We start from the raw sequence: 20,321 nt of genomic DNA on the forward strand, positions 1-20,321 counted from the left end.
CTTTTGAATTGATGCTGTTGTTATAATTCCCACTTTATAATATTCGACGTCCTCTTCCATTTGCTCTAAAAAACTGTTTTCTAATACCCTCAGTAAAGAAGCCATTAGAAGTTAAAACCATTTCTGTCACGTGTACCATCCTTTTTAATTTTTTCAATTAACCTTGGTAATTGACTTAAATCTTCCAATACAAATTCTGCATCTCCATGCTTAAACTGATCTGATTTTTTCCAAATGGCTACCATGCCCACAGTTTGTGCTGCCTTTATATCATTGACAGGATGATCTCCTACAAAAATGCTCTCTCTCGCAACTACATTTAACCGCATCATTGCTTTTTGGAAAATGGTTGGATATGGTTTTTTGCAACCTTCCCATTCTGAAATCAAAATTGTATCAAAATATGATTTAATTCCTAATGCCTCAATATTATTCATTTGAAACTGACCAAATCCATTCGTTATTATGCCTAATCTAAATGCCTTTTTTTGTAACTCTTCGAGCATTGTATATAGATGCGGAAATGGAATACAACTATCTTTAAAATTATCTACATAATCATTAAAAAGATGTTTCCAAGAAATCTTTGTAATTTGAAATTCCTTTATTAACTGCTGATACACTAAATCTTTCCAAACATACCCATGGGCATCTAACTCAATAAACCTTGTAGTATATTTATCTTGTGGTATGTGATCGAAGTATTGAATGAATCGATTGTATTGAGAATGAATAAATTTTTCCACAGAGGCATCACGATCTAATAATGTTCCATCAAAGTCAAATAACACTGCTTTAATCAACCTTCTTCAACTCACTTAGCCATTTGTTCACTTTCTTTTCCATCATTTTTTGTAAATCTTTGGCCTTATCACTATCATTAATCGTTGTTTTCGCATATTCAGATGGAAACATTTTCTTAATAGAAGTGACAAAACTTTCTCCACTTTTAGGCTCCTTATAATCTATTACTTTATATTTTTCCCCATCTTTTTGTAAGCGGATGAATACTGGACGTGATCCACCTGATTGAGGTTTTGCCATCGTTTCATGATTGTATCCCTCATAAAGTGAATACATATAAACATCGACCATACCCTTCTTTTCTGTTTTTCCATATATCTTATGGACTTCAAATTGTTTTTCAGTTTCTACATAGGCATTTTTATTGTGGTCGATAATATATTTTGAAATTTCTTTATCCATATTTTCAGCATCCTTCTTTTTCTCTTGTGAAGAACTACATCCATTAAGTAGTAGTAATATCATAAATAGAACGCAGCAATATTTGGATACTGTCTTCATTGATATACCTCCTTGTAATGAATAGGGTTCTTTATACAGAAGAAAATTAAGAATCCACTTAATTAGAATACAGATAAATCTTTTATTCCTTTACTCTTTTCAACATTAATCCTTCTAAATCCTTCATCTTCTCTTTGACAATTTCGATCATAAAGATAATTTTTGGAAAATCATAAAAGAAAAAAGGATTCAATAATACAAATAAGCGATTCTCTACAAAGAATCGCTTTAACCTCAAAATAAAATAATATACTTTTTTCATTCCATTGTTATACCTTCAAATTCTTCCATCGTGTGACTGATTTTAGATTGCGTATCAATCACTTTATTTTGTAACTTTTCTGTTAAATGGCTTACTCTAACAACCTCTCTTGTTATTGTCTCTATATTCGCATTTACTTTTTTTATTGCTTCGTCCACATGATTAGATAAATTTCGTACCTCATCCGCTACTACTTTGAAACCCAATCCATATTGTCCAGCCCGTGCAGCCTCAATTGCTGCATTTAATGCAAGCATATTGGTTTGTGAAGAGATGTGTTGAATCGTTTTTGAAATATCACTTATTCTATTTGTTTGTTCGTTTAATGATTGTAGTGCTTCGATATTTTCTTTCGAATGAACTACTACAATATTTCCTAATTCTACTGATAAACGATTTAATTGAGAGATGATATGTAATGTTTTATTTTCTCTATCAGTAATATCTGTAGCAATCTTTAAAACAGCATTAACTCTCCCATCTTGATCTAAAATAGGAATATAAGTAGCTTCGAGCCACAATAATTGGCCATTTTTGTGAACTCTTTGTATCTTCTCCTGAAACTTTTTACCCATTCTTAAATCGGACCATAGTTTCGCATATTCCGCGCTATTTCTAAATTCTTCTGTACATAATTGACTATGTAACATATTTTTCATTTCTGACACTTTGTAGCCTAATGCTTGAGCAAAATTATTATTAACCCAAATCACTTCACCTTTTGGGCTAAATTCAATCATCGCTAAATTTAATTCTAAAGCAGATAAAACTGCCTTTTCATTCATTTCCAGAGTACTTATAGTTTGACCTACTGTATCAGTCATGTTAGAGAACATCCTTTTATTTTTTATTTTTATTATAAAATATTTATTAAATAATGAGTTGCCATTTTTATGATTTTTTGTAAGGTAAACCCATTACCAAATACCTATGTGAAATTTAAAAATAAAAAAAAGAATATCTAAAAATTCCATTTAGAATATTCTAGTAAAATTGAATTCTTCTTTCAGAATCCATATTACGCAATTGAATAAAGAAAAAAGCTACCTGTCAACGTAACCAGGTAGCATCTTTACTTATAATTTATATTGTACTGTTTTCTCATTGAATACTGAAGTTTTAAAATACAATACACCATTCTTTTCTTCTATAAATTTCAAGTCATCGCCCCTATATGGTGTATCATTTTCTTCAAAGTACTCTAATCTTTCAGGATCATTCTTAAAGATTTCTTTATATAATTCTACTTTTTCTTTTGTATTAGGTTTAACAAGCATTAGTACACCTTTAAGATTTGGTCGAATTAATAGATAATCTTGACCCATTCCCTCGATAAAATAATTCTCATCTTCCCCACCTAAAGCAACCAAGTCATACTCAGTAATTAACTTCGTCGTTTGATCATCATACACATAGAGTTTCTTCCCATCTGTCATAACTACTTTATTTTGAACCGTTGAAATATTCTCCATCCATCGATTGTAATAGAAAACTTTTGTTTTCTTGATGATCTTATTATCTTTTAGATAAATAGAATATCGATCAGTACTTAATCCTGGCTCACCGTGATTATTATCGAGATTGAGAAGAACATTTCCTTTTGGTGTTTGTTTGGCTTCAAGAGAAACACGATAATCTCGTTGAGTTTTTATCGGAACCTTTAAATCTGTTTGGCCAATTTTTTTTGGAAGATTGCTTCCTACTACAAAGTATAAGTCTCCATTTATTTTATTCACCCAATACTCCGAATTTTTGTACTTTGCTTTGACCAAAATATATTTACTGGTAACTGAGATTGTTTTTGATTTTTGTTCCCATTGAACTTGATCCCCCATCATTTCGGAAATGAATCGCAATGGGACATAAATTTTATTATTGATCATTTTCATGGACGGATTCATTTTCATCGATTTTCCGTTTTTTATTGCTAAATTACTAGAACTGTTTAAGACTAATTTATTGTTAATTCCAATAATAGTAGCAGCTCGCTTGGAAACATCCCAATCAACTTTATATCCTAAAAGTTCCGATACATTTCTCAGAGGAATATATACATACCCTTTTTCAATAAATGGTTCGGATCCCAATTGTTCATTCCACCCATTCACTTGTAAAGTGATCGATTGCTTCGCATCACTTTTTATACTAAAACCAACCATAAACAATAGAATAAGTGAACATAGAATAGAAGATTTTATTAATTTTGACATACTCTTTCCTCCAAATTTAGTTTTATTCACTATATATGACGAATTAAAAACAAAAAAGTTTCAATTAATTTCCATTAAAATCATTTATTTGACAGAATTCATGACGACAGGGTATGACTATTAAGGATTTAGACCCATTAATTGACAAGCCCCTCTAATCATTTATATCTATTATAATTTCATCCATCACTAGTTCTTTTCTTTTGCCACTACTTTTTGATGGGATAATCGTTTTCTTGTCACCATTTTCTGAGATCTCTACACCACCATAAGTATCAGCCGTGAAGTTTCTGAATGTAATATGTGGGGTAATAATTAGTTGTTTCGCATTTTCATTAAGTTTCCCAAATGTTTTACTCATAGTTAATTTATTTTCTTCCTCTTTGCCTCCATTAACTTGGCCACCATACCTATTACCGAGATTATCTTTTATTTCTATGTCTATATCGACCGCATCAAATTGATTTCTAATTGCTTTTAACACTTCTCGATCATAATAAACAGAAAAAGACATTGGTGAAAGGGTTATCTTGGTTATTGTAGCTATAACACCTTCTTTTTTCACACTTTGATTAACTATAAGTAAGTTGCTTTTTGGTGAATCAAGGGTAAAATTAAATTTCCATTGTCCTTTTATTTCTTGATTCGTTTCTAGATTTCGTATTTTATCTATCCTCCAATCAATCGTTACAGTTTGATCTGCTACATCAGAAATATTACTTGCAGTCAATATTCCTACATATTTATTCCTATCAATTCTAGAAACCGTGCCTGTACCAGCTACTCCTTGAGCTTTTTTAATAGTTGGAAAACTAATTTGGGGATTGTCCCCTAAATCTTTAGCGCTTTCAATCGTATAGGTTAAAGTGACAATTTTTCCATCAAATATCGCATCATTCACTGTAAATTTAATACCATTGTCTTCCTGGACTAGATTTAAAGCATTAGAATATTCCTTATAGTGTTCATATTTACCACCTTTTTGATTTGGTGGTTGATTACTAATTTCATTGTTATTATCGAAAAAACGAAAAATATCTCCAATAATTGGAATGTTTCCTGCATATGAAGGAACAGTTAATCCAACCATTGTAACTGAAATTCCAGATACTATGGCAGCGATTGCAGCTTTTTTCCACCATCTCTTCTTTTTTTCCTTTTGTTGAATAGCTATTTGTAATGCTTTTTTTACTTTAAAACATTCATCTTTATTGACTTCTACTTCTATAAATTCTTTTTCATCTATCTCCACTTCAGTTAGCAATTCGTAAATATCCTTCATATAAGACTTCCTCCTAGTGTAAGGCTTGTCGCTTTTTTAGATAATTTCTTTTTGCTTCGGTAGATTCGGTTTTCAATAGCCGATCTTGTTATACCGAGCTTTGCTGAAATTTCATCAGTCTTAAAACCTAAAAAGTATTTCATGATTAAAATTTCGCGATCGATTGGCTCTAAGAGATTAATCAAGGCTATGAGTTCGTTCCTATTTTCTAAAAAAATTAATTCATCTTCCACTGATTTCTCATTATTTACTTCTATTTCTCCTGAAATTAGCTCTTTTTTCTTTGTTGCTTTCCTGTAATAATCAATCGATTTAAATCTTGAAATCACACAAATCCATTTTTTAAAATCCTTGGAGTTTCCATGAAACTTTTTAGAATGATTCCATATGGATAGAAAAATATCATTTATACATTCATCGATAAGACCATTGTTCTTTAAAGGAGAGAGAATTTTTTGTGTAATGCCTTTTACTAAAGGTAAATATTGTTCAACAATGTACTCCAATGCATCCTCTTCATGCCGTTTTAAGCGCTTAATAAAATTCTTTTCTGTTGATTTCATTCATTTGATCTCCTTCTATTTTTGTAAAAGTCTTTTACACTTTATATAACGATTGATCCTATTTTTTTCTCTCATTATTTTTGTGCGAGTATGAATATTTTTAAAATGATGCAAAGTGGATGAATGATTAGAATTTTTATAAGAAAAAAAGGAAGAAAAATGGGTTTATCCACTCTTCTTCCTCTTTAATTAATGTGAAGGCTTTCTACATGAAAACAATAAAAATAACGGGATTCTCATTCTTCTCTCATATTCTTCTATACGTTTGAAATTTTCCTTCACCGGGGTTGCTTCTTTTAAACCTTCAATAACAAAACCAGATTTTTGTAGTGTAACAAAATATTCCTCAATCGTACGATGAAATTTTATTACCTGCTCACCAATCCAAGGTTCTACCCTTTTACCAGAATAAAAGTAATGATCAACAAGCCAATTTGTCCTCTTTCCATTGGTAGTCATACTTTCAACAGATGAAGTAAGTATTGGATGTTGAACACTGAAAATAAAACGACCATCAACTTTTAATGTTTCATAAACCTTTTCAAATAACTTGTGAATATCTTCTATATAATGAATGGCTAATTGTGACGTCACGATATCAAAAGAGTTTCGTGGATATGTATAATCTAACATACTCGTAAGAAATACTTCTCCTACTGTTCCATAAAGATTTTGTAAAGCCTTTTGATACATATTTTTTGATCCATCAATTCCTGTATATGATCGACAATTGCTCTTTATAAATTCTATACCAAGCGATGCATCCCCACAGCCTAAATCCAAAATCACCTGATCGTTCACATCTCCTATTAACTCCAATAATGCTGGCTTTTCAATAATTATATTAGGGCTCTCTTCACGATGCCTTCTCTTCATATACTGTTCGAAAAATAGATTATTATCATAGGCGGAAGAATCTTTATATGCCAATTAATTTCACTCCTTACGTATAAAACCAAATATTTATCTATTTCTATTCGCTAAAATTTACCTGTAACCTCTTTTTTGATAAGAATTTTTCAACAAAATAAATAGATCAAAAAAATTATATTTAAATAGTATAAACTGCTGGTATTATAAATTATTTTTCATTCAATTGTTTTTATACTTCTATATGAGTCATATTTCCTATTTTCATCTGAAACCATTCCTACTTTTTATTCATATGTGCTATATTCTAAAAGTTAAATTTGTTTGCAGCAAAAACGGTACACCAACCGAGGGTGTCCTTCTAGTAAAACAACTGTGTTATTCATCAAGAAACGACATCATTTACAAATAGGAGAATTAAACAATGAACAAAAAAAATGATGCCTTAAATCGATGGAAAAAGAAAATTAATCATGAGCATAAATTTCTGGACATAGGAATATGGGACTATAATTTTACTAAAGATGAATTCTATTGGTCAGAAAAAATATACAAAATTTTCGGTTTGAAAAAAAAACAAGTACTTACATTTAATCAAGTAATTGACTTCATTCATCCAAATAACCGCGATAATTATTTAATCACCCATAACGAAGCGCTAAATAAAGGAAAAGGATACTCTATTAACTATCGTATTCTTCGTAAAGATGGGAAAGAAAGAATAGTATCTACTACTACCGATGTCCTATTAGATCAAAATAATCAAGTGGTTCGAATGATAGGAACAACGATTGATATTACTAATCAGAGTTACTTTAATCAACAAGTCTTACAACGGGCAAAAGAAATTTCAGATCTCTTCTTAAAAGTCGGTATATGGTCAATGGATACAAACTCAAATAATATATTATTTTGTTCTAATTGTATCGAATCCATCACTGGTTATGCTTCTTTAGATTTTCAAGAAAAGCGAATTGTGTGGAAGTCTATCGTCTATCAGGAAGATATAATTAACTATTTTTCAAGTATGAAAAAACTAAAATTAGGTGAAAAAGTTAAGCACTCATATCGGATTGTTCACAAAAATGGTGAAGTAAAATGGGTCATGGAGGAAAGTATTCCTAGTTTTGATTTGAAAGGAAACCTAATACGTATTGATCGGATTGTTACTGATATAACTGAACAAAAAAAATCAGAAGACAAGATGGCATATTTAGCTCATCATGATTTTTTGACGAATCTTCCCAATCGGAGATTTTTTGATAAGGAGCTCAATCTTTTAATTAAATCTTCTGCTCGTTCTAGTTCGCATGAAAGATTCGCTGTCATGTGTTTGGATATGGATGGTTTTAAACGTGTAAATGATACATTTGGTCATGTAACTGGAGATAAACTATTAATTGAAATCTCTTCCAGGCTAAAGCAATGTGTATCCCATCATAACTTAGTTGCCAGAATGGGAGGAGATGAGTTTTCTGTCATCCTTCGAAATATAAGTAACATTGACTATCCTATTTCAATTGCGAAAAAAATAATTTCATGTTTAGAGGAGCCCTTTTTCATTGAGGGCTACGAATTATATATCACAACTAGTATTGGTATTGCGATTTCTAATAATAAATGCAATGAAATGAATCACATATTTAAAAAAGCAGATAATGCCTTGTACCGTGCTAAGGAAGCTGGAAAAAATAATTATCAAATCTATACTTATACAATGGAAAAGGAATTTTTCAAACTCTATACTCTCGAAAGAGATTTAAGAAAGGCACTTAAGAAAAACGAATTCTTCATACATTTTCAGCCGAAAGTAAATTCGAAAACAGGTCAAATCCATAGTGGAGAAGCCTTAATTCGTTGGAGACACCACAAAAATGGAATTGTTTCCCCAAAGGAATTCATTCCACTGGCAGAAGAAAACGGAATAATCTTTCAATTGACGGATTGGACCTTTCGAACCGTATGTGAACAAATCAACAAATGGAAGCAAAAAAATATTCCGCTAGTTCCAATATCTATTAACATTTCTCCTAAACAATTCTTAAAGCATGATTGGGCGGAGACATTCGTTCAAATAATGGAGGATACCGGTGTAGACCCCTTTTTGATAGAATTGGAAATTACTGAAAGTGTGTGCTAATTCGAAATGAAGAATCATTTGCCTCTTCAATAAAAATACTTAAGAATTTAGGGGTACGTATTTCACTAGACGATTTCGGTATTGGATATTCATCTTTAATTTATTTGAAAAAGTTTCAAATCGATACGATCAAAATTGACCAGTATTTTATTAATAACTTTTTAGCTGGCGAAGCTCCGCTTACAAAATACATAATTAATCTTGCACACGATTTAAAAATGAATGTTGTTGCAGAAGGAGTAGAAACGGAGGAACAGCTTCAATATCTTCGACAGTATGGTTGTGATCAGCTACAAGGATATTTATTTAGTCAACCTGTTTCAGCTGAACAATTTATTAAATTGTTAGAAAAAGTATATTTGTACTAATAAATAAAATAATGAATTTTGAAGATAAAATTACAGGAAGAGTCTGTGTACTCCTTCCTGCTTTATTAACTATTTATAACCCTAAAAACTTTTCAATTTGAATGCGGTAAGGAGCTATTTCTTTTATTTGAGAAAAGTTAGCTAAAACTCCTTTTATTAAAAAGATTTGTGGATCCTTCTTCTTAAACTCTGCATATAAAAAATCAATCGAACTTAATAATTCCTTCGTTTCCCTTATACTTAAGGATAATGATTGGACAATTAGGGTCATTTCTTTTAAAATCTTTTCTAAGCTATCATTATTTCGTGTATTTTCGAAACTATCATGAATTTCATGCATAAATTGTTCAGTTAGAATTGGGGAAACTTGTTGGTCGATCATTGCATGTAGAAGATCATAAACTCTTTCCGTAATATGTATAGCTAACTGATCATTATTAATTATTTTTTCATCATAAGCTTTAACCCTTAAATAGCCTCTTAATATGGAAAGAAATAAAATATATCCTTCAGGAATATATGGACGTACCTTTTCTCCAAATTCCTCTAGTAATAACAATTTCAACCAATTAAATGAATGTTCATGTAAATGGATAAATATTTGTTTAACTTTTTTTGAGAATATTTGTTCTTGATGGATCATGGAAAAGAACTCATTATATTGATAACGTTCATTTAATAATACTCTCAATAATTTTGAAAACTTTTCCTTAGGGGTTAAATCTTCCTCAAACGCTTCCCCCATTTTAGTTACAACATGTTCAATATAATAACGAATAATAGAATATAATAAATCATCCTTTGAGGAAAAATAGGTATAAATCGTCCCTTTTGAGACATTGCTTGCATCTGCAATTTCTTGCATTGATGCAGCATGAAACCCCTTTTCAGAAAATAATACGGTTGCTGTTTGGATAATTTTTGTTTTTTTATCTTTATATTTATCTCTCATATCATTTCACCCTTTAATTTATTCTAACAGAAAATAATCATTTCTCATATTTACATATTTTCCACGGAGCTCATGAATACCTAAAATTGACCCATTGGTTATTGACTGCTTAGTCGAAATTGATTCTTTGTAGTGGTATCCGACAAAAAATGCAAATTGAAGCCAGTTATTAATTCCATTTTCAAGAAATTTTCTTCTTGATAATAAGGTCATATTCGGTTATATTATATTTTGCCATGACCAGTCAGTCAATTTTATAATTAAGGGAGAGAAGTGTAATATGGTTGTCAAACAAAATCGTAATTCTGGTATACAAACAACCAACCAGATTACAGGTAAAAGAAAGTGGTGGGCACTTGCAACAGTTATGATGACAATGTTTTTCTCATCCATGAATCAAACTGTTGTTTCAACTGCAATACCTACCATTATTGGAGACTTAAATGGATTTGAATTGTATGCATGGATATTTAGTGCATTTATGATTACTTCAGCAGTAACGGTACCTATCTATGGTAAATTATCCGATGTATACGGTAGAAAACCTTTCTATATCTTCGGTCTTATCATGTTTGCTGTTGGTTCTGCAGTGTCAGGATTAGCACAAAATATGCTTATGTTAATTATTGCACGTGCCATTCAGGGAATTGGTGCTGGTGCGATGATGAGTATGCCACGTGCAACAATTGGCGATATCTTTAATCCAAAAGAACGTGGACGTTGGATGGGAGTTATCGGTGCAGTCTTTGGACTCTCTAGTATTCTAGGACCAACAATAGGAGGATGGATTACAGATGAATGGGGTTGGCGTTGGGTATTTTATGTCAACTTACCTTTTGCAGTCCTTGCCTTAATTGGGGTTCTTTTTGCTTTACCAAAAGTACGAACAAGTGAGCAAGCAAGCATCGATTGGATTGGTTCGTTCTTACTTGTACTTGGTCTTCTTCCAATTCTCCTTGGATTTACATGGGCGGGTAGTAAATACGATTGGAGTAGCCCAGTTGAAATATCTCTATTTGGTGCAGGTATTATTATACTCATTCTATTTTACATTTATGAACGAAAAGCGGCCAACCCGGTTATCGATACGAAGCTCTTTAAAAACCAAATATTTAGCACATCTTTAATTCTTGGAATATTCGTTGCGATGGGGATGTTTGGTGCAACAATGTTTTTACCTCTATTCGTTCAAGGTGTAGTTGGTCTTGATGCACAAAGCAGTGGTCTTGTTATGTCACCTATGATGATCAGTTTTATTGTAGGTTCAGTTGTCTCTGGTCAAATTATGTCTCGGACTGGTAAATATAAAAAGCTGTCCCATATTAGCGCAATATTAATGGCGGTAGGTTTATTTTTATTTACACAAATGGATGTTAATACAACATATCCAACCGTTATTATCAATATGATTGTGCTTGGATTAGGGATTGGCTCCTTAATGCCATTATTGAACATTGCCGTTCAAAATGCATTTCCGTATAAGATGATGGGAACTGTTAACGCAACACAGCAATTCGTCTCATCCCTTGGTGGAGTAATTGCTTCCCCGATATTTGGATCAATTTTAAATAATGGTTTTGCAGATAAACTAGAAACTTCATTACCTAAGCAATTGATGCAGATGAAAGAGAAAATGGGTGATGTAAATCCTCAAGCACTATTAACAAAGGAAGCTCAAGAGGCACTTGCTACGAATTTCAAAAAATTAGGTGATGCTGGTATCGAGCTATATAATAGCTTCTTACATGCGGTTAAAGTTTCACTTACTACTGGTGTACATCACCTGTTCATCGTCGCTGTCGTATTTGGATGCCTTACCTTTATTGGTACGTTCTTCCTACCGGAAATCGGGTTAAAGGATGATGATTATTTTGCAGAGGCGAATAAGGATACTGCCTCTACCGAAAAAGCTAATTAATACAAAAATTGTACTTCATGGTAAGTAGTTCAGATAACGTTGAGAAAATCTAAAATCGCAGACAAAATAACCTACGATTTCATAACATAAATACTTAAGTAAATTTACAATTCAAACAGCTAATAAAAAGCTTGGGGAAAATCCCAAGCTTTTATTCTTTTATGTATAGTTCTGTTCAACTAAGCTGCCTCGTTAGTTCAATATAATCTCCATTTTTCTACTCTTCGTTTTCATCCCAATTGACTTATAAAATTCAATGGCAGATGTATTTTCCTCGGATACTCCCAATTCAATACAATCAACCTTGAGACTTTTTCCAAAATCAAAAACGTATTTAATCAGTTTTTTTCCAATACCTTTCTTTCTCTGTGTTTCAACAACGCATAAACTCTTTATATATAATACTTTCCTCGCTTTAACAAAAGTATTTTCAGTTACTTCTTCTTCCTTTGCCACTACAACGCCAACTATATCATTGCCTGTAGTAGCGACAAAAATATGCTGTTTGCCATCAAGTAGTTGGCTTTCAAAAAAACCTTGTTCGATTGGAGTGGAATTCTCTTTGTACAAATCTGGTCTTATAAAAACGTGGAATTCTTGAACCTGCCTAAATAAAGGTAACAATGATTCGTAGTCGCTTTGTTTAGCGTTTCTTATGAATAAATCCATATTTTTTTCTCCCCCTCCCTAGATATTTGTTTTTAATTGGAATTTACCAATTCTCACTCTTGCCCAAAATGCTTTAGTCATTCATTCTGCTCTGAAGTTGAAGAACTGAATGTTCAAAATTTCTAACTCTATTTTACTAAATATTGTTATAAATCTCTAAATTTATTCGAAAAGACCCAAATTGACATATCAAATAACAAGTAAAATATCACCCTCATTTACTCAATGACAATATTTATTGTCAAGATGCTAGTAAGGTTGCTATTTACAATGCTATTTTTGGCCAGTTTTCTTATAAAACGTTGATATATTAGCGAAAATAATCAATTATTGACTATGCTAAAAAGGTTACTAATCCATATATTATTTACATTGATTCACCACAAAAACAGAACTACTTACCTTCTTGTTCATCTTTTTTTCTAAAAATCTTCTCTATCTCTCAATGAATGGAAATTTTCTTTTTTTCTTGTAAAAAAGCATGTACTTCTTGAACACTTAGCCCCATACATTTTGCTCTTTTTATCATTTCAACCCATTCATTATCCAACTGATCGTTTTGCCGCTTCTTTTTTTCTTTATCATCCATTTGTTCCATCGTCCTTCATGCCTCCAATAACATCATATTTGTAAAAATTAAGGGGCTATACAGACTACTCTCTAATCATTCTAAAAATAGACAATTATGTATAATATTATGATTCCAGATGAAGAGAAGAATTATCTGACAATATACGATTAATTTAACTTTAGCAAAAACAATAGGGAAATAAACCTATCTAAAGTTATATATTTTAAAAATTTATACGTTCAATTAGTAACAAGTACATAATTTCCTCAAATAGATTCTACAAGCATGAAGGATAGTCTTTCTTATATTTTTTCTTGAACGAAAGAGCTAAGAGCCGCATCTCTCCATAAAAAAAGTAAATTCCTATTTTTTACATAGGAATTTACTCGGATTCAAATCTCATAAATTATATTCCCTTAGCCCCATACTTCTTTTGCCACATCAACTATAAACTTTAATTTTTTCCATTGCTGTTCTTCGGTTAGTTTATTTCCATGATGAGTGGAGGCGAAACCGCATTGTGGACTTAAGCATAATTGTTCGAGTGGAACATATTTTGCTGCTTCATTAATACGAGCTATAATTGCTTCCTTGCCCTCTATCTCTCCATTTTTAGAAGTGACTACACCAAGTACAACTCTCGCACCTTCTCTAGGAATGTATTCCAATGGCTGAAAATCTCCTGAGCGTTCATCATCATATTCTAAGAAAAATCCATTAACTTTTTCCTTAACAAATAATGTAGGAGCAATTAGCGCATAACTTCCTTCAAATAACCAAGTAGATTGATAGTTTCCTCTGCATAAATGGGTAGTTACAACCAAATCCTCTGGTTTCCCTTCCAATACACCATTAATAACACGTAAAGCTAAATCAATATACTGCTCCCTTGAATATCCACCTTCTTCAAAGACTTTATTTGGTGCTGAAAGTCCTGCTATATAAACATCATCTAACTGTAAATACCTTACCCCGGCATCATAAAATAATTGAATCGCTCTTCTATAGGCTTGAATGACATCTTTCGCAAATTCCTCAATATCAGGGTATATAGCTTCATCACGTATTCCAACATGGAAAAGCTGATTTGGACTCGGAATCGTTTGTTTGGCCACTGCCCTTCCTGCTACGATATCATTAAATTCGAGGAAATCTTTAATAAATGGATGATCAGTAGGGAATGTTATTTTTCCAGTATTCCGAATTTGATATTTTTCCGTCTCTACACCTTGAAATTGATATCCTCTTTCAGGTACATATCCTTCTATTCCATTAAAATGTTCTAGGAAATCTAAGTGCCACCACGTACGTCGGAATTCCCCATCTGTAACTAACTCTAAACCAATTTCTATTTGTTTATCTATTATTCTTTTAATTTCGTTTGTTTCTACTTGGCGTAATTGTTCATAAGAAATTTTTCCTTCCTTATATTCATTACGAGCTCTGTGTAAATTGTCTGGTCTTAATAAGCTACCTACATGATCAGCACGGAATGGAGCTTTAGTGAGTGTAATCGAATTTGTCATCATATTTTCCTTCTTTCATATTTTAATCATTTGATACATTCATATCAATCAGCGCTTATGGTAAAATGGCAAATGATCGTACAGGAAAACCTGAGGCTTTTTCAGGTTTAGGTACAACATTAATAATAACTGCACCTTTTGCAGGTACTTGATCCAAATTCGTTAGTAGTTCTATCTGGTATGTATCTTGGTCAAGTACAAAGTATTCTGCTAAAAGCGCACCATTATTCTTGAAGTCGATACTTGAATCAGTATCAAATGTTTCATGTCCTATTGCCTTTATATTTCTTTTCTTAAATAAAAACTCCAATGCATCGAGTGACCAACCAGGGGCGTGGTTATTACCTTCAGAATCTTGGTTATTAAATTCTGCTATATTTGGCCATCTCTTACTCCAATCTGTACGCAAGGCAACGAATGTACCTTCCTCTATAATTCCATATTCCTCTTCAAAAGCTAGTATATCTTTTACTGACAAGGTAAAATCATGGTTTAATGCTGATTCCTTTGACTTGTCAATAACGATTAACGGTAAAATTAGCTCCTTTAAATCTAACTCATCTAAATATCTTGCATTGCGAACAAAGTGAATCGGTGCGTCTATATGGGTGCCATACTGACCTGGAAATTTAAAATTCTGTGCAAAAAATCCATCATCATGAGTAAATAGTGTTTGAAAGTCTGCGGAATCAAATGCTGAAAAATGTGGAGAGTCTGGACCAAAAGTATGGGTCAAATCAACCCATCGCTTTTCCTTTAAAAATTGGATTACTTTAAAAAGTTCACTTGACATAATCTTCACTCCTTTTTTCAAATGTAAAAAGCCCCTTCTTATAAACAAGAAGAGGCATTGTAGACATCACATATTCTCTTCTTATCTTCAAGCGTATTGCTTCTGGAATTAGCACAGTACATCTGTCTGTTGCTGAGGCTTCAAAGGGCCAGTCCCTCCACCTCTCTGGATAAGAAAATTACCAATATTTAATTAAATATTACTCTACAATTTTGCAAAGAGAATGTCAATAAAAAAAATAAAAATTTATTGCGCAAAATCAATATACTAGTTTTTAGATAAAATATCCAAGCTATGATAGGATATAGATGAATTTTACGATTTAACAATTAGAATAGAGGATTAAAATGAAGAAAATATTATTGGTGTATGCTAGTATGACAGGCAATACGGAAATCATTTCAGATCTCATTGCGGAAGCCATTAGAGAAGAAGGCTATTCTATTACCGTAAAGGAATCTCTTCGTGCAGATCCAAAGGAATTATTAAAATATGATGGATTTATTTTAGGTTCCTATACATACGAAGGTGGAGTCATTGCCGATGAATTTATGATATTTTATGAAGAAATGGAGCAATTGGACTTATCAGGGAAATTTGGAGCCGTCTTCGGTTCCGGTGATTCTTTTTATGAAGATACTTTCTGCGTAGCAGTTGATTTAATTACGGAAAAATTGATTGAACTTGGCGCTAATATTGTACTTGATGGATTGAAAATTGATTTAATGCCAGAGGGAGATGAGGAAGAACGATGCAAACAATTCGGCAGAGATTTTATTAAGCGGATAAACTCTTAATATAGTAGAAAATCCGATGTTTCATTGTTTTAATTTGCTAGTTTTGGATTTATAATGGTAAAATATCCTTACTATTTGGATCGGAGGCTGACAATTTTGGGGAAAATTAATCTTGCTGAAGCGGTAAAATTAAAAAGTATTATGACAAAAATGATTCATGACCTGGAGGATGAGATTCGTAGAGTAGCATTTACAACAATCGAAAAAGGAGAAGTTCCTGAAAAACCAATAAGAAATGTTCAGCAGGTTGATGATGAATTAGATGTGGTAAGGAAAGATGCAAGATTACTGGATCGTTTAATGTATAGAGCAAATATTGATCATACAATTACCTTTAAAAATGAAGAGCTAACCATTGTTGAAGCGATAGAATTAGCAACGCAACTTCGTGCCAAAGCTCGGTTATATAAAGAATTGGGAACTGCAGTTAAAGAAGAATTTCAATATGGAATGTCTGAGCATACAAGCATTTATCAAATAGCCCTCTTCGAACCTGAGGATTATCGCAAAAAAGCAATTCAAATAGAAAAGAGATGCTCATAAACTCTCAAATATTATTAATGCAAAAAATTATTCCATCATTCTCGATTTTGATGATGAAAACTACTTCTAACCTGGAAAAGATGAGAGTTCTTTTCCAGGCATAGGGTGGAGAAAAAACACATTTTAATTGTGAGAGACAACCGATTATATGTTCCCATTTAAATTGTGACCAATCAATTCCATTACCAACTAATGCAATGGCAATCGAAATCTTTTAGATAAATTAGTTTCTCCCTCTATGATAAAACGGGCCCTTCTGCTACGTCTGTACAGATAGGGCTTGTTTTTGTTTGTTGGATTCTCCGATTTATTTTGTATATACTTAATAAGAGAAAATCTTTTATAAGGAACATTGGTTGCAGCCAATGTTCCTTATCACAGCACTGCTAAAGTGCAGTGGCCCTTAATTTAGATAACCTATCCCCTTTTAAACTCAAGGTCATTAGCGGGATGGGTTATTTCCGTTTAACGAGGGAAATGACAACCGCAATAACGGCTACAATTAATGTTCCAAACATTATCATTAATGAAACTGCCTCGTATACGGTGACCAATAGTAACCACCCCCTTTCAATAAGGGATAGCCACCCTACACGCTGTGTATAATTAATTATAGCACATACGTTCGCATCTCTATAACACTATTAAAAAATCCTACCATTCTACTACCTTTACTTTTTCTTATTGCTACTATTAAATCAATTTTATTTATGAATCTTTTATCTTACCCTCACATATAGTTTATAAACAAGACAAGACTTCTAAGTTAATAGAATAGGAACTTGCTTTTACTAAGGGGGAAATGATATGCCAAAAACATTATTCGAGATTGATTTAAGTAAACCTATGCAAGATCAAGCACATCCGGGACATAATCGTTGGCATCCTGATATTCCAGCAGCATTTGCTGTCGATCCTGGTACATCTTTTCGGATGGAATGTAAGGATTGGACCGATGGTCAAATTAGTAATGATGATAATCCAAATGATATACGCGATGTCATCTTATCACGTGTACATGTACTTAGTGGACCGGTATATGTTAATGGGGTTGAACCTGGAGATTTATTGGTCGTTGATATTTTGGATATTGGCGCGTTAGCTGATTCTGAATGGGGATATAACGGTATATTTGCAAAAGAAAATGGTGGAAGTTTTTTAACTGAACACTACCCAAATGCAGCAAAATCAATTTGGGATTTCCATGGTATATACACAACATCCAGGCATATTCCTGGCGTTAAATTTGCTGGGATTATCCATCCAGGTCTTATTGGTGTTGCACCATCTTTAGAACTTCTCCAAAAATGGAATAAACGTGAACAAGAATTAAAGATGACCGATCCTAATCGAGTCCCGGAATTAGCTGCTAGTCCAGATCCACAAAATGCTGTTCTTGGAACACTTAAAGGGGCTGAATTTGACCGAGTGGCTCGTGAGGGCGCAAGAACTGTTCCTCCACGTGAGAATGGTGGAAATTGTGACATTAAAAATTTGTCAAAGGGCTCACGAATATATTTTCCAGTATTTGTTGAAGGTGCGAAGCTATCAGTTGGTGATATTCACTTTTCCCAAGGCGATGGTGAGATTACATTTTGTGGTGGAATTGAAATGGCAGGCTGGATTGATCTTCGTGTAGATGTTATTAAGGGTGGTATGGGGAAATATAATATTAAGGAAAATCCAGTATTTAAACCTGGTCCTGTTGAGCCTCATTACTCTGATTATCTCGTTTTCGAAGGAATATCTGTTGATGAAACTGACGGTAAACAGCATTATTTAAACGCACATATCGCCTATAGACGAGCTTGTTTAAATGCCATTGAATTTTTAAAAACATTAGGTTATACAGGTGAACAAGCTTATATGATATTAGGAACTGCACCGGTTGAAGGGCGACTTAACGGGATTGTGGATATTCCAAATGCATGCTGTACAGTTGCTATTCCAACACAAATTTTTGATAAAGATATATCACCGAAGTAAGTTAATTTTGATAAGGAGCGGACATATACTTGCCAAATTATACTTTTCACTGTAAAAATTGTGGTCAGTTTACTCTTTCTTTTAAATCAACGAGCGGAAATAAAACACAAGCTGTTTGTCCGATCTGTCAGTTGGACGCCAAACGAGTCTATTTTCCACCCAATTTATTTTCATATAGTAAAGAACTTAGATCTAGAATTGAAAAGGGGATGGAACCTAGGAGAGTTAAAAAAGAAGAATTAGGGTCAAAGCAAATTAAAAAAAGTGCAAATATACAACGGCCATGGCAGGTCTAATTCGAGTAATGCATAAAGGATAGAAAACACTCTCTATCCTTTTATATGTTTTTGTCTGATTTTTAACCAATAATTGTTTTCTTATAGTGAGTTACTTGAATCCCTACTGGTGGCTTATATAACTATTTATAGATTCATCGAGCTTATTATGAAGTTTACAAGATTAATTTGGGTAGGTTACCTTGAGAAAATTTACAGATTGGTCAATTAATGATTTTAAGATAGTAACATCAATATCAGAAAGCTTGTTCACGTAAACACAAGCTTTTCCTGTTGTGTGCTTTCCTAATTGATTTAGTAATTCTTCCCGTTTCGGTTCTCCAGTTGCTAAGTACAAGCTAATTTTCGCTTTTCTTGGGGAAAAGCCTACGAATGGAGCATCTCCTTCATGGCCGGATTTATATTTATAATGATATGAACCAAATCCAATTATACTTGTGCCCCACATTTTAGCAGGATAGCCTGTAGTTTCTGTAAAAATATCTAATAATTGATAAGCGTCTTCGCGTTTTTTTGGATTTTCGATATTTTCAATAAATTCCATCACACTATGATCATTTTCTTTTGTTTTTAGCTTGTACATAATTTTGAATCATCTCCTTAATTTACTAATTATGGTAAATGAATTTACCAGTATATTCCGAAATTATCAACAATCCAAGAAAACATTTTACTAAAAGGATAATGATCTAAAGGCATTAGAACACCTCCACCTTTCGATAACTTTTCATAAAGTTGTACGATTTCAATTTCAGTATCGCACATAATGTAAATGGAAAAGGACGGAGTAAATGTGAAATCATGTTTTACTATCAATACACTTAAATTCTTGTCCTTTCAATGAAAAAGTAGCATGCATCACACTACCTTCTTCACTTGCTTCATTTTTTCCGTAACGTGTAATTGTAGTAATTTTTTAATCTGCTATTAAAGAAGTATAAAAATTCATGGCTTCCTCAGCATTTCCTTAAAACATTAAAAAAGGTGTAACCTTTGACTTCGTTCATCTTCTCCGTTAGACTAATATACTCTTGTATAATCCAATTTTAACAGGATAAATAATTATAGGGATATTATCTATCAAATTTGTTTTGGTTAAATGGTATAATGATCCTAAAAAGGGGGATTTTCTAATTGGATGCACTATTACGCTTTTACAAAATCATCATTGGATTAGTAGAATTATTTTTCGGCATTCCTTTTATTGGAGGGCTAATCATCATAGCTCATGCTTGGGCTCCTTTAGGAACGTTGATTTCTTTCATGTAAT

General features: G+C 32.5%; 21 protein-coding genes, 2 pseudogenes and 1 riboswitch. Of the genes and pseudogenes, 7 read left to right on the plus strand and 16 right to left on the minus strand.

What is annotated here, in order from left to right; genetic code table 11:
- Positions 1-104 precede the first annotated feature (104 nt).
- The 8 genes from I5818_RS13165 to I5818_RS13200 all read right to left on the minus strand — a co-directional run bounded on the left by I5818_RS13165 (position 105) and on the right by I5818_RS13200 (position 6,552).
- Positions 105-803 (minus strand): HAD family hydrolase, encoded by a 699-nt coding sequence (locus I5818_RS13165; protein ID WP_078111038.1) that lies wholly within the window; start codon positions 801-803, stop codon positions 105-107.
- Entirely contained in the window at positions 796-1,305 is a 510-nt protein-coding gene (locus I5818_RS13170) for a hypothetical protein (protein ID WP_078111037.1), read from the minus strand. Before I5818_RS13170 ends, I5818_RS13165 begins: the two co-directional genes overlap by 8 nt.
- An 82-nt stretch (positions 1,306-1,387) precedes the next feature.
- Entirely contained in the window at positions 1,388-1,567 is a 180-nt protein-coding gene (locus tag I5818_RS13175; protein WP_209391753.1) for a hypothetical protein, read from the minus strand.
- On the minus strand, positions 1,564-2,391 hold the full coding sequence (locus I5818_RS13180; RefSeq protein ID WP_235849885.1) for a methyl-accepting chemotaxis protein: 828 nt from the start codon (positions 2,389-2,391) through the stop codon (positions 1,564-1,566). Before I5818_RS13180 ends, I5818_RS13175 begins: the two co-directional genes overlap by 4 nt.
- 252 nt (positions 2,392-2,643) lie before the next feature.
- Positions 2,644-3,777 (minus strand): copper amine oxidase N-terminal domain-containing protein, encoded by a 1,134-nt coding sequence (locus I5818_RS13185; RefSeq protein ID WP_071975869.1) that lies wholly within the window; start codon positions 3,775-3,777, stop codon positions 2,644-2,646.
- A 154-nt stretch (positions 3,778-3,931) separates the two neighbouring features.
- Positions 3,932-5,059: a DUF4179 domain-containing protein gene (locus I5818_RS13190; RefSeq protein ID WP_071975868.1), complete on the minus strand. Its 1,128-nt coding sequence runs from the start codon at positions 5,057-5,059 to the stop codon at positions 3,932-3,934.
- Positions 5,056-5,622, minus strand: a complete 567-nt coding sequence (locus I5818_RS13195) for a sigma-70 family RNA polymerase sigma factor (protein ID WP_058003775.1) — start codon at positions 5,620-5,622, stop codon at positions 5,056-5,058. Before I5818_RS13195 ends, I5818_RS13190 begins: the two co-directional genes overlap by 4 nt.
- Positions 5,623-5,811: 189 nt before the next feature.
- Complete coding sequence (locus I5818_RS13200) at positions 5,812-6,552, minus strand: class I SAM-dependent DNA methyltransferase (protein ID WP_071975867.1); 741 nt, start codon at positions 6,550-6,552, stop codon at positions 5,812-5,814.
- A gap of 364 nt (positions 6,553-6,916) precedes the next feature.
- On the opposite strand from I5818_RS13200, the gene I5818_RS13205 reads away from it, so the two are divergent.
- Both I5818_RS13205 and I5818_RS26255 read left to right on the plus strand, forming a co-directional pair.
- A complete protein-coding gene (locus I5818_RS13205; protein ID WP_078111410.1) occupies positions 6,917-8,632 on the plus strand; it encodes a sensor domain-containing protein in 1,716 nt (571 codons plus the stop codon).
- Positions 8,626-9,000, plus strand: a complete 375-nt coding sequence (locus I5818_RS26255) for an EAL domain-containing protein (protein WP_078111409.1) — start codon at positions 8,626-8,628, stop codon at positions 8,998-9,000. Before I5818_RS13205 ends, I5818_RS26255 begins: the two co-directional genes overlap by 7 nt.
- Before the next feature lie 73 nt (positions 9,001-9,073).
- On the opposite strand, the gene I5818_RS13215 is transcribed toward I5818_RS26255, so the two are convergent.
- A complete protein-coding gene (locus I5818_RS13215; protein WP_058003778.1) occupies positions 9,074-9,952 on the minus strand; it encodes a TetR/AcrR family transcriptional regulator in 879 nt (292 codons plus the stop codon).
- 280 nt (positions 9,953-10,232) lie between these two features.
- On the opposite strand from I5818_RS13215, the gene I5818_RS13220 reads away from it, so the two are divergent.
- The gene (locus I5818_RS13220) at positions 10,233-11,870 is read left to right on the plus strand and encodes an MDR family MFS transporter (protein WP_071975863.1); all 1,638 of its coding nucleotides are present in this window, start codon (positions 10,233-10,235) and stop codon (positions 11,868-11,870) included.
- Positions 11,871-12,062: 192 nt separating this feature from the next.
- On the opposite strand, the gene I5818_RS13225 is transcribed toward I5818_RS13220, so the two are convergent.
- The 4 genes from I5818_RS13225 to I5818_RS13240 all read right to left on the minus strand — a co-directional run bounded on the left by I5818_RS13225 (position 12,063) and on the right by I5818_RS13240 (position 15,429).
- Positions 12,063-12,539 carry a GNAT family N-acetyltransferase gene (locus tag I5818_RS13225; RefSeq protein ID WP_078111035.1) on the minus strand — a complete coding sequence of 159 codons (477 nt, stop codon included), beginning with the start codon at positions 12,537-12,539 and terminating at the stop codon, positions 12,063-12,065.
- Between the two features lie 442 nt (positions 12,540-12,981).
- Positions 12,982-13,137 (minus strand): DNA-binding anti-repressor SinI, encoded by a 156-nt coding sequence (sinI, locus tag I5818_RS13230; protein ID WP_235813298.1) that lies wholly within the window; start codon positions 13,135-13,137, stop codon positions 12,982-12,984.
- A 389-nt stretch (positions 13,138-13,526) separates the two neighbouring features.
- A complete protein-coding gene (locus I5818_RS13235) occupies positions 13,527-14,639 on the minus strand; it encodes a 5-methyltetrahydropteroyltriglutamate--homocysteine S-methyltransferase (protein ID WP_390883522.1) in 1,113 nt (370 codons plus the stop codon).
- Between the two features lie 52 nt (positions 14,640-14,691).
- The gene (locus tag I5818_RS13240) at positions 14,692-15,429 is read right to left on the minus strand and encodes a cyclase family protein (RefSeq protein ID WP_078111033.1); all 738 of its coding nucleotides are present in this window, start codon (positions 15,427-15,429) and stop codon (positions 14,692-14,694) included.
- A gap of 78 nt (positions 15,430-15,507) precedes the next feature.
- A riboswitch (SAM riboswitch) is annotated at positions 15,508-15,605 on the minus strand.
- A 171-nt stretch (positions 15,606-15,776) separates the two neighbouring features.
- Here I5818_RS13240 and I5818_RS13245 point away from each other — a divergent pair.
- Both I5818_RS13245 and I5818_RS13250 read left to right on the plus strand, forming a co-directional pair.
- Entirely contained in the window at positions 15,777-16,226 is a 450-nt protein-coding gene (locus I5818_RS13245) for a flavodoxin (protein WP_071975860.1), read from the plus strand.
- A 96-nt stretch (positions 16,227-16,322) separates the two neighbouring features.
- Positions 16,323-16,839, plus strand: a pseudogene (locus tag I5818_RS13250) (hypothetical protein).
- Between the two features lie 385 nt (positions 16,840-17,224).
- Here the strand turns inward: I5818_RS13250 and I5818_RS13255 are convergent.
- Positions 17,225-17,323: a putative holin-like toxin gene (locus I5818_RS13255; protein WP_139358081.1), complete on the minus strand. Its 99-nt coding sequence runs from the start codon at positions 17,321-17,323 to the stop codon at positions 17,225-17,227.
- A gap of 253 nt (positions 17,324-17,576) precedes the next feature.
- On the opposite strand from I5818_RS13255, the gene fmdA reads away from it, so the two are divergent.
- Positions 17,577-18,755, plus strand: coding sequence for a formamidase (fmdA, locus tag I5818_RS13260; RefSeq protein ID WP_078109504.1), 1,179 nt, complete (start codon positions 17,577-17,579; stop codon positions 18,753-18,755).
- 459 nt (positions 18,756-19,214) lie between these two features.
- Here the strand turns inward: fmdA and I5818_RS13265 are convergent, their stop codons facing one another.
- Both I5818_RS13265 and I5818_RS13270 read right to left on the minus strand, forming a co-directional pair.
- The gene (locus I5818_RS13265; protein WP_058003787.1) at positions 19,215-19,634 is read right to left on the minus strand and encodes a DUF1801 domain-containing protein; all 420 of its coding nucleotides are present in this window, start codon (positions 19,632-19,634) and stop codon (positions 19,215-19,217) included.
- Positions 19,635-19,678: 44 nt separating this feature from the next.
- Positions 19,679-20,000 (minus strand): annotated as a pseudogene (locus tag I5818_RS13270) (VOC family protein).
- Between the two features lie 185 nt (positions 20,001-20,185).
- Here I5818_RS13270 and I5818_RS26260 point away from each other — a divergent pair.
- A complete protein-coding gene (locus I5818_RS26260; protein WP_260838841.1) occupies positions 20,186-20,320 on the plus strand; it encodes a hypothetical protein in 135 nt (44 codons plus the stop codon).
- Position 20,321 lies beyond the last annotated feature (1 nt).

The organism is Heyndrickxia oleronia, assembly GCF_017809215.1.
GTDB lineage: Bacteria > Bacillota > Bacilli > Bacillales > Bacillaceae_C > Heyndrickxia > Heyndrickxia oleronia.